This window comes from Pseudomonas sp. Au-Pse12 (assembly GCF_021341665.1).
Taxonomy (GTDB): Bacteria; Pseudomonadota; Gammaproteobacteria; order Pseudomonadales; family Pseudomonadaceae; genus Aquipseudomonas.
This window is the reverse complement of the sequence record NZ_JAJTTH010000007.1, coordinates 157,436-166,902: the sequence shown is the minus strand read 5'-3', so window position 1 is coordinate 166,902 and position 9,467 is coordinate 157,436. Positions and strand designations below refer to the sequence as shown.

General features: G+C 60.9%; 16 protein-coding genes. 1 reads left to right on the top strand and 15 read right to left on the bottom strand.

All coding sequences use genetic code 11. The features are described from left to right. Positions 1-102: 102 nt before the first annotated feature. From LXM55_RS20930 to LXM55_RS20870, 13 genes are all read right to left on the bottom strand, one after another. Positions 103-546 carry a 3'-5' exonuclease gene (locus LXM55_RS20930; RefSeq protein ID WP_233322124.1) on the bottom strand — a complete coding sequence of 148 codons (444 nt, stop codon included), beginning with the start codon at positions 544-546 and terminating at the stop codon, positions 103-105. 61 nt (positions 547-607) lie between these two features. After that, a complete protein-coding gene (locus LXM55_RS20925) occupies positions 608-2,371 on the bottom strand; it encodes an AAA family ATPase (RefSeq protein WP_233322123.1) in 1,764 nt (587 codons plus the stop codon). Between the two features lie 6 nt (positions 2,372-2,377). Further along, a complete protein-coding gene (locus tag LXM55_RS32760) occupies positions 2,378-3,451 on the bottom strand; it encodes a DNA translocase FtsK (protein WP_442799776.1) in 1,074 nt (357 codons plus the stop codon). Between the two features lie 12 nt (positions 3,452-3,463). After that, on the bottom strand, positions 3,464-3,664 hold the full coding sequence (locus tag LXM55_RS20915) for a hypothetical protein (RefSeq protein ID WP_233322122.1): 201 nt from the start codon (positions 3,662-3,664) through the stop codon (positions 3,464-3,466). A 6-nt stretch (positions 3,665-3,670) separates the two neighbouring features. Then, positions 3,671-4,621, bottom strand: coding sequence for a hypothetical protein (locus LXM55_RS20910; protein WP_233322121.1), 951 nt, complete (start codon positions 4,619-4,621; stop codon positions 3,671-3,673). Beyond that, complete coding sequence (locus LXM55_RS20905) at positions 4,618-4,827, bottom strand: hypothetical protein (protein ID WP_233322120.1); 210 nt, start codon at positions 4,825-4,827, stop codon at positions 4,618-4,620. The genes LXM55_RS20910 and LXM55_RS20905 overlap by 4 nt, the downstream gene beginning before the upstream one ends. A gap of 6 nt (positions 4,828-4,833) precedes the next feature. Beyond that, positions 4,834-5,640 (bottom strand): RecB family exonuclease, encoded by an 807-nt coding sequence (locus tag LXM55_RS20900; protein ID WP_233322119.1) that lies wholly within the window; start codon positions 5,638-5,640, stop codon positions 4,834-4,836. Beyond that, complete coding sequence (locus LXM55_RS20895) at positions 5,637-6,155, bottom strand: zinc-finger-containing protein (protein WP_233322118.1); 519 nt, start codon at positions 6,153-6,155, stop codon at positions 5,637-5,639. The genes LXM55_RS20900 and LXM55_RS20895 overlap by 4 nt, the downstream gene beginning before the upstream one ends. Before the next feature lie 123 nt (positions 6,156-6,278). Continuing rightward, positions 6,279-6,455, bottom strand: a complete 177-nt coding sequence (locus tag LXM55_RS20890; protein WP_233322117.1) for a hypothetical protein — start codon at positions 6,453-6,455, stop codon at positions 6,279-6,281. Then, on the bottom strand, positions 6,452-6,601 hold the full coding sequence (locus LXM55_RS20885; protein WP_233322116.1) for a hypothetical protein: 150 nt from the start codon (positions 6,599-6,601) through the stop codon (positions 6,452-6,454). The genes LXM55_RS20890 and LXM55_RS20885 overlap by 4 nt, the downstream gene beginning before the upstream one ends. Further along, the gene (locus LXM55_RS20880; protein ID WP_233322115.1) at positions 6,591-6,728 is read right to left on the bottom strand and encodes a hypothetical protein; all 138 of its coding nucleotides are present in this window, start codon (positions 6,726-6,728) and stop codon (positions 6,591-6,593) included. Before LXM55_RS20880 ends, LXM55_RS20885 begins: the two co-directional genes overlap by 11 nt. Further along, positions 6,725-6,967: a hypothetical protein gene (locus LXM55_RS20875; RefSeq protein ID WP_233322114.1), complete on the bottom strand. Its 243-nt coding sequence runs from the start codon at positions 6,965-6,967 to the stop codon at positions 6,725-6,727. The genes LXM55_RS20880 and LXM55_RS20875 overlap by 4 nt, the downstream gene beginning before the upstream one ends. A gap of 258 nt (positions 6,968-7,225) precedes the next feature. Continuing rightward, a complete protein-coding gene (locus LXM55_RS20870; RefSeq protein ID WP_233322113.1) occupies positions 7,226-7,393 on the bottom strand; it encodes a hypothetical protein in 168 nt (55 codons plus the stop codon). Positions 7,394-7,851: 458 nt separating this feature from the next. Here LXM55_RS20870 and LXM55_RS20865 point away from each other — a divergent pair, with 458 nt between their 5' ends. Further along, positions 7,852-8,112 (top strand): hypothetical protein, encoded by a 261-nt coding sequence (locus LXM55_RS20865; protein WP_233322112.1) that lies wholly within the window; start codon positions 7,852-7,854, stop codon positions 8,110-8,112. A 146-nt stretch (positions 8,113-8,258) separates the two neighbouring features. On the opposite strand, the gene LXM55_RS20860 is transcribed toward LXM55_RS20865, so the two are convergent. Next, complete coding sequence (locus LXM55_RS20860; RefSeq protein ID WP_233322111.1) at positions 8,259-8,753, bottom strand: hypothetical protein; 495 nt, start codon at positions 8,751-8,753, stop codon at positions 8,259-8,261. Continuing rightward, a complete protein-coding gene (locus LXM55_RS20855) occupies positions 8,732-9,424 on the bottom strand; it encodes a LexA family transcriptional regulator (protein ID WP_233322110.1) in 693 nt (230 codons plus the stop codon). Before LXM55_RS20855 ends, LXM55_RS20860 begins: the two co-directional genes overlap by 22 nt. Between the last annotated feature and the right edge of the window lie 43 nt (positions 9,425-9,467).

Below are 9,467 nucleotides of genomic sequence, written 5' to 3'. Positions count from 1 at the left end.
GCACGGTGGCCGCCGATCAGTTCTTCACCCGTGAAGTGCAACAGGGCCTCGGCAACCGTTGGCTGCTTGAACTGGCGGCCCCGGCCTGCGGCGATCATCTTTTCAGTGGGGGGGGCACTTCACCAGGTTGGTGCTGTTCTGGCAGGTGCAGTACTTCGGCCCGGCCTTGAACTCTTCGGCCACCACGTCGCCGAAGAAGCGTTTCAGGCCAATGCGCAGGATGCGGTCGTCGAACGAGACGTTATGCGCTACGCGCAGGCCGGCCCGCCGCCAGATATCCATGAAGCGTTCCAGGGCCAGGCCTTCGTCGATACCGTGTACCAAGGCCATGGCATCGTCGATGCCGTGAATTACCGATACTTCGTTTGGGATGGTCCAACCGTCTGGCCGCACCATGGCTTCGAACGAGTCCACCAGCGCCCCCTCGGGCGTGTAGAGCAGGGCGCAGATGTCCACGATGTGGGGTTGATCGGGGTGATTGCTGGGATCTTTGAACTTGGGGAGGCCGGTGGTTTCGGTGTCGAAGACGCAAATCAGGTCGGACATTGGTTTTCTCCAGGCGAAAAGAAGGCGCCCGTAGGCGCCGTGTGGTGTGCGTGGGAAGCAGTCAGCTGGCTTTCTGCAGTTGCTGGTCGCCGCCGGCTATGCCGTTTTCGATCCAGACCGCATTGATTTCTGGCGGCAGCTTGGCGGGCTTCTCTTTCAAGGTGCCGCAGACAATGGCGCTGTCGAGGGTGCCGGCCTTGTTGGCCGCCATCAGCAGGCGGAAGAGCTGGCCGCGCGCCGGCAGGGGCGGCGGGTCCAGCACGTCGAAGCGGTCGAGAACCAGGAAGCGCAGGCCTGAATGCTCTGCGATGGCCAGGGCCAGCAGGGCGTCGACACGCCAGCGCTCCGACTCCGACAGCAGCGTGTAGGTGCGCCCGCCGGCGGTGATCGCCATGTCGGCGGTGATCTGTACCAGCGGCCAGCCGGCAACATGTGACCCCTTGGCCAAGCTGTCGTTGAAGGGCTTCAAGGCGCCGGCCAGGATCTCGCCCGGGATGCCATCGGGCGCCAGCAGGTCGGCAATCAGGGTCCAGGCCTTGAGGTCGGCATGATGGCCGGCGGCGTCTGCCGCCTTCTGCGTGGCGGTGGTGACCAGGTCGAGGCGTTCGCGCATGGCTTCGACCTTGGCGTGGGCGGTGTCTCGTAGCTTGCGCTGCACCTGTATTGCGTCCTCCACCCGCTTGAGCATTGCGTCGGTCACCGGCTCGCCGGCGGACTTGTCCAGGGCGGCCAGGTCACGGCCGGCCTGTTCGGACTCTGTGACCGCCTTCTGGTCGTTGACCTGGGTGCGGGCCAGCAGGCTGTAGGCCTCGTTCGCTTTCTTGAGTTCCACCTGGGCGGTGGCCAGCTTGGCCGCGTCGGCGGTCTTGCCTTTGAACAGCTCCACCAGGCGCCCGACAACCTTGAGCTTGACGTGGCAGCTCGGACACTCACAGGGGCTTTCGCCGTTATAGGCTTGCACCTGCACTTCGGCCTCGCTGACCTTGGATCTCCAGCCTTCCAGCTCCTTGTTGGTGGCTTCAAGCTTGGCCTTGCGCCGCTCCAGTTGGGAGAAGGTTTCTTGCAGTTGGGCCTTTCGGGTTTCGTGGGTTGCAGCGGCATCGCGCCGGGCATGCAGGCCGCCCAGATGCTGATCACCCTTGCCGATTTCCTCGACTGCTTTGGCGTGGTCCGCCTGGGCCTGGGCCAGGTCGTCCTGGGTGACCTCGGGGGCGCCGTCTGGCAGTGCGGGGATGGTGACGATCCAGCCTTCGGCCTTCTCGCTGCCGTAGTTCTCGCCGGTGGTTGCCTTCCAGGCACCGCGGCTTTCGCTGGTGTATGCCTTGGCCTGGTCCTGCGCCGCTGCGAAGCCGCTCAACAGCAACGGCTTGATTTTATCGACCTTGCCGGCGTCGGCGCCCTTTGCCAGCAACTTGTCGACCACAACCTGGGGTTTGCTGCTGGATTTGGTCAGGGCGAACAGCATTTTTCGGCGGGCCTTGTCGTCCAGGGCAGCGAAGGTGGCCGGGCGCAGTACAAAGGGCAGGTACTCGTCGCCTGTGGCGGTGGTGTGGTCGCCTTTGCCGGCCGGCAGGGAGTAGCTGCTGGCCACATTGTCGTGGCTGACGATGATCTGGGCCTTGTCCTTGCCATCGGTGATCAGCTGCTTGTAGTCCTTCTTCAAGGCCACCCGCGCCTGGCCACCCAGCGCCAGGTTGATTGCTTCCTGCAGGCTGGACTTTCCGGCGCCGTTCGGGCCGGCCACCAGAGTGATAGGGGCGTACAGATCCAGGTTCGCCAGGCGCAGGCCCTGGAAGTTCTCGATGAAAAGATGATTCAGGCGCATGGCGGCTTACTCCAGGGTGAGGTCTTCGAGCTTGGCGAGGACCGTATAGGTGTTGTCGATCGATGCTTCGCCCTCGGCTTCCAGGGTGATCACCTCGTTATCAACCAGGCGCAGCAGCAGGGTGGTGGCTTGGTCGCTGTCGATGGCGAGTCGGCGCTGCAGCCAGGCGACGTCGACCGTTTGCGCGTGCAGGACCACCAGCTGCGCGGCGTCCTCATAGCTGAACTCGCCGAACTCCTTGCCGAACTGCTGATCATGCTCGGCGAAGGCTTCGCCGTGCTGCTCTGGGGCGTGCTCCAGGTCCACCTGTTCAGGCTGGTCAATGTCCGTGGCATCTGCAGCAGGCGCCGGGCTCTGTACCAGCACCTCGCGGCCGCCGTTGCTGTCCACCGGCGAGACGATGCCCTGGGCTTCCATCCAATCCAGCATGCGGGCAGCGCGGTTGTAGCCGACTTTCAGGTGGCGCTGGACGGCTGAAATGCTGGGGCGCCGGCTATCCAGCACGAACGCCACGGCCTCGCTGTACAGCGGGTCCTGGTCATGGCCAACAAATACCGGTTCATGTTCGCCGTCGGGCTCGTCTGGGTCGTTCCGGCGCTGGTCGAACAGGCTGCCGGTCAGCTCGCTGCTGTGCAGCGGCAGGTCGCGCTGGTCGCGGTCGGGCTGGATGAAGTCCAGGCCATCGGAATAATCGTCGGGAGCCATAACCAGCAGGCAAATGCGGCCTGCGCTGTCGATCAGGTCGTGCCGGTTTGGGTCCTTGGCGTCGACAATCGACGTCAAGGTCAGCTGCTTGGAGTTGAACTTGACCTCTTTCATGGTGACTTCGATTGTCGAGACGTTGCGCGAGCTGATGATGGAGATCGCGTTATGCGCTGCTTTCTCTGCCGCTTCGGTCAGGCGGTCGATGACTTCCTGCTGCTGGCCTTCGTTCAACTTGCCGTATGGCGAGTGCAGGTTTTTCAGCTCAAACAGGCCGGCATTTACCAGGTCATGCACCAGCAGTTCATGGGCCAGGTAGGACGGCTCAACACCTGCCAGCTTGGCGCGATCAATGATTGCCTTGTGTTCCATGTTCATTCGGGGACTTCCTCAGGATTTAGCGATGCGCTCAAGCGTCAGCTTTTGCGCCGGGCTCAGGTGGGTGTGGGCGCCGTAGCGCGCGAAGTTGGCCCGCATGTCTTGGGTGAATTCCAATTCCCAGGCGCCGCTGGCGTGAAGCTCAGCGGCTGCGAGTAGGGTTGTGAATTCCTCAATGCGGTCGTAGATCTCGACGACTGATTGAGCGGCCATGGCGGGTTACTCGAATGCCAGATCGTCGGGCAGATCTGCATCAGCTGTTGCGGATTCAGCCGGGTCCGTTGCGGTTTCGGCTGGTTTCGTTTCAGCTTCCCGGGCATCCGGAACGATTTCGGCGTCAGCCACTTCATCGTCATCCTGATCAGGGATTGGCGGAGCTGCCTGGTTCTGTAGGTCGTCCAGGCTCACAGTGAAGTTGCCCGAGCCATCAGGTTTAGCGTCGATGAAGTCGTGCACCTCCTCGGCGCTTTGCAGACCCATCAGCAGTTCAGGCGCGTACAGACGGCCGAAGAAGCTCGCGCAGCGATAGCGCAACATCAGCTCGGGAATGGTCTGCCACTTGCTACCTTTCTTCGTCAGCCACCCCTCATCTAGGGCCATCTGGATAGACACGACCGGAGACTCTAGGCGCTCGCCTGTCTCTTTCTCAATGGCCCAGGCCATACAGGTCTGGTGACGAACTTTGATCGTCTTCGTGACCTCTTGGGGCCGATTCTTGCCGTTGTTGCCTGGAACCCATTCGGTGACTTTGTACGGCACTTCGATTGCTTCGCCTGGCTCGCTGAGCACGAAACGCAGTGATGAGTACCGGCCGCAGCTGTTGATCGACGCGATGATGAATGCGCTGGACCAGCTCGGGCGCCCCTCGATGATGTGCAGGTTCTGCATGATCATCAGCGGGTCAGCGTTCATACGCTGGGCCATGTTCAGCGCTACAGCGCAGTTCGCAATCCCGGCCGAGTTCTTCTCGTAGCTGGTGACCTGGCCACCTTGCTTGATTTCTTTGTACGCGCGGTATGCCACCGGCACCATGGTGGAGCTGCTGAGCATGTTGGAGACACGCAGCAACTGATCGAACCCGCCGCTGGTTAGGAAACTCATTGGCATGTCGGCTTTGGGCTTGGCTACAGCGCTGGTCTGCATCTGCGCCAGGGTGGTGGGCTGAGTCATGGCTTTGCCCTCCGGGCTTCGTTGTAGTCGTTTTCTGTGGCTGTCTGGACCAGGCGGCGGTCTTCGATCTTTTTCTTCGGGTCTTCGTACAGCTTGACCTGGGCCTGGTAGAACCGCTCGCGGTCCCAAACGCGGTGGTGGTTGATGACCGTTCGATGTTTTCCGGTTGGATCAATGAGGCGCACGTAGAAGTCTTGGGCATTCATGGGCTGTTACTCGTGGTAGGGGCAGGTGGACCAGCGCGGGCAGTACTTCGCCGAGCAGGTGAAACTCTGGGGGTTAGGGGGGAACAGGCCGGTGCGGAGCATTTCGGCGCCGATCTGGATCAGCCCGGGGAATTCCTCGGTGCCGACCATCATTTGCTTGGCGCCGATGATTTCGCCGATGCCGGTTTCTGGCTTGCCCTTCGTCTTCAACCCGATGATGTGGGCCGGGGCGGTGATGGGCTCGCCCGTGGTGTGCTCGTAGAGGATTTCGTAGGTGCCGATCTGCGGGGCATGGCCCTTGGTCTTCGCGACCCCCTGGCTGACCGCGGCGCCGCCGGTCTTCACGTCGGCGATGCCCACACCGTTGCCCGTCTTGCAGATCCGTGCCCGGTCGAGCTGGCCCGTCAGTTGGATGATCACGCCACCGCCGCAATCAATCTCCAACGGCTTGGTGGTCAGCTCCACGGCCTGGAACTCATAGCGGGGGCTGATCTCGTTGCAGTAGCGCGTGTGCAGCTGCAGGCCCGTGGCTTCGGCCTGGGCTAGGGTGATATCGGATCCGCGCCAGTCGACGTCGTGTTCAGGATTACGCAGCGTGTGCAGCAACAGCTCGGCGGTATCGAAGGCCGACAGGTTGCTGCCGTTGATCCGCGCCGCATCGAATGCGGCGGTACTGGCGTGAATGGCGGTGCCCAGCTGGGCCCGGGGGCTGCTGGGGGACCGGTGCCCGAGGATGTGCGTGTATTCCCAGGCATAACCGCAATTGAACAGCGAGCCCCAGGAAGAGGCCCGAACCTTGATTGGCGGGTTCATGCTTTCGCCCTCGCCCTGGAAAAGGCCTTGCCCATGCTGGTGCTGGTCGTCAGGTCCTCGACGCAGTGCCCCATGGCCAGCGCGCATTCGTCTTGGTCGAACCAACCGAAGTGGCATTGCCCGACAGGAATGCCCATTTTTCCGGCCAGCCACTCATAGGCGAGCGACCGGGTGAACCCGCGCCGCTCCTTGACTTTGTGGAACATGTCTTTGCTCAGGTTCCGGTCCTTGCGCAGCTGCGCGGTGGCCAGGGTGCCCAGGGGAATATCGGTGGAGGGGTGCAGGCCCACGCAGGCGCCGCAGTCTTCGCAGCGGTAGGCATACGGCCACTCGCCGAACTCTCTGCCGTAGATCCTGCTGTTGTTGATCAGCTCGACATGGCCGGCGCAGTAGCGGCAGCTGGTGGGCACCGGGAGCGGGTTCTTTACGCGCTTCAATGCGCGCCGGCTGACATGCGGTAGCGGGGCAGGCGCAACAAGGCGCCCGGGGCTGCTGGCCCGAGAGTCGATGTTCATGGAGGAGGTCCTATTGCGTGATGCGATCGGCCAGGGCACCGGCGAGCATCAGGAGAGAGAAAAGGAGTAGGGCGGGGAGGGCGCCGCGCCAGATCAGCAGGCGGCGGGCGCGCTGGCGGGCGCTCACGTTTCCACCTCAAGGCTGAGCAGTCGCTCGCCAAGCGTGATTCGCGCCGCGACCTTCTCCCGGTCCACGCCGGTTACGTCGGCGATCTGGCCCAGGGTCAACCCCTGTTGCCGAAGGCGCGCACAGCGCTTGGCGGCGGCTTGCTGGCGCTTCTTGGCGCCTTCACCGCTCATTGCATCCTCGCGATCAACATGCCGCGGCGAATGTCCACACGCAGCGGCCGAGGCAGATCGGCGACCAAAGAAAAGCCCCGCGATTGCAGGGCCTTGATGATTGCTTTGCGATTGGCGGCGATGATCGCCACGCAGTTACCGGTCATAGCGGCGCTCCAGCATGATCTGGCGTTCATCTGAGCCGTAGTCGCCCAGCAGGACCAGTTCGTTTTCGGGTTCTTCTGGCTCGTCCGTTTCGTCTGGTGGATCCAGCCACATGTCGTAGGCGCTCATGCCGCGGCCATCCGCTGATCCCGACAGAGCCTGGCCACGCAGTTGCTGCGGACCGAACTGATGCGGCTATGCATCAGGGTCGCCTCGGAGTGGGTGATATCGCCGCAAAGCAGGGCGTAGCTGACCATGCCGGCGGCATAGCAGAGTTCCGACTCAGTGCCCGCCAGGTCGTTGGCGGGCATTTCCAGCACTTTGCGTAGCTGTTCGACGAACAGGTTTTTCGCATTCTTGTTGAACATGGCGGGCCTCCAGTCACGTGGGTGCTTCAAATACAGCCGGATGCACTCAGGCCTCCCGCCGGTTGCCGATGGGCGCGGGGGTGAGTGCATTCGGGTGGATTCGGGGAAAGGGAGGTAGCCGGCGCGTGATACACAATCGAATCAGTCGGTATTTCACCGCTCGGCGCCGGCTACCAGGTTGATGCAGGTGTCCCGCATGCGCGGGGTTGGCTTCCGCATCCGTCTGCCCACTCGCTGGAATGGGCAGAGGTGATGCACTTAATAACCAGCCCAAGCGCACAGGGCCTGGAAGTCGTAAAACCTTTTTGGCTCCGTCCACACTGGGTCATCGCTTCGAACATCGACGCCGAGATTGCCCTCAGCGTCCATGCAGCCCATCAGTGCCCAGTCGTGTTGCAGAGCCCATTCAAGTTGTTGTTGAGTCATGGCTGTTGCTCCGGTTGTTTTCCCAATGCACCCGGGTAACCAGGTGCATCAGTGAAAACTCCTTGCCGGCCGGCGATCAGCTACTGGCTACGTTCTCGCCGGCCTTCTTCGTGTTGTTCCTCCAGCCGCGGGCCTTTCGGCTTGTTCTCCCGCTGGATAACTGCTTCTGGCGCTTTACGCTGCACGCCCGGGTCAGTTGCCAACCCTCTGAACCGTTGAGGCCGGTTCATCGCTGCCTTGTTGCCGCCGGTGGTGATCCGGCAAAGGTGATGCGGTGGAGCTAAAGAGCGGTGGCTTTCGCCGGGTTCTGTGTTGCGTTGGTGAGGCAAAAATAAGCCAATGCCTAATTTATGGCAATAGTCATTGCCTAATTATTTTGCTGGAGACGAAAAAAAGCCCGCTCAGTTGCGGGCTGTGTGGCGTAGGATCGGCTCAGAGAAAGCGATCAGGAGGCTGTGGTGAAGAGGATTCGAGATGATGGGTTCATGATGGGGTGGGAGCAAGCTGCCGTGCAGATGGCGCTTTCTGATGATGGGTTGTTTGTGCTGTCACTGGTAGGCGAGGTGCGCTGTAACTTCCAGATCACTGCTGAGGGCTTCAAACTTCTGGTTGGAAAGCCGCAGGATCTGGCGGTTGCGCTGCTTTCACTTACGGGTGAGGAGCCAACCAGACTGCTCGCACGCTTCGCAGCCTTTGCCGGAACAGCCCGGACAGAGTGACCAGTCATCTTCGTTCAAGGCGCTACTGATGGTGCCCTGGCATCGCTTTCGATCGTAGACCCTCCAGCAGTGCAGCCCATACTGGGCAGGACTGAACGTGTATTGCCTGCACTTGGTACAGAAGCCGCTGGGTGGCTGTTTCATGCTCAGACAGGCTCCGGCGTCAGTCCTTTGGGGAATTCTTCGTATCCATAAGTACGGGGAAATTGCCCTGTAACGCGGTAAACATCAACTGACGCTCCTGCTACATGCGGCATTCCCCTAGAAAGTTCTCGCCACATGACTCTGGCCGTTCCCCTAAGTTCATGTCTCGCTCCGACGCGCATGGTGTGCAACCAAACCATTGCTGCAGCTGCATCACTCATAGAGCGGGATTTCTGATATTCGGAGATCATTCCGCGCAAAATCAAAATCGGCGTTGGATCGATGGGGACGGTAACAATAGGGTCCATCAGCATCTTGCCTTCGTCTTCCAGGGTGTTTCGCATGTGAGTTGCTACCGCTAGAAGCAGGCCAATCTCGGCACCATCCATAGCGGCCAACTGATCAACAAAGCTTTGCATTTCTCGCTTCTGGGTTCGAAGAGCCCAACGGTCAAACCATCTCGAAAATACGCCCATCAGAACTTCCTCACGTTCCATGCAGAAAGCACCCGCGCCTGAATATGCACACGCTCCAGGCGTTCACCTTCGATAATGATGGGCGGATAGACGGGGTTGTCGGAAATCATCCTGAGTGCGCCGTCTGTCATGCGCTGTAGCCGTTTTATGAACAGGTCACCGTCCATTGTAAAAACGTAGATGGCATCGGTGCGAATCTCGGTGATTCCCCGGTCGACCAGGAGTGAGTCGCCATTGTTGAATGTGCCAGCCATGCTATCGCCATCGCCGGTGATGATCGCTAGGTTCTCAATACTCGAGTAGCTCAGACCCTGGCCGCGAAGCCAGTCCAGGTGGATTGTGATACTTCGAACCGTGTCGAAGTGTTCCGGTGGCTGTTTTCCTGGCCCCATCGATGCAGCTACATCCAGGTGCCGTATGGTCAGTACCGACGGCATATTCTGGTCGCTGCTCGCAGTGAGCGCCCCACTATCGACCATCCAGTTCCCCAGGCCCCAGTGCTCTAGCGGGACGGCATCGGAAAAGTAATCGATCAGCTGCATCAGCTTTCCCTTATCGATACGCCCCTCTTTCACCCATCCCTGGACAGACGGAGGCTTCACGCCAAATCGTTTGGCGAGCTCCACTTTTGACACATTTTTGGCGCGACGAGCGGACTCGATAGCGGCGCCTAATTCTTTACCTGTAAGCATTGCCTAATTAAGCCTTTCGCTAGTTTGAGTAGGCAATGACTTG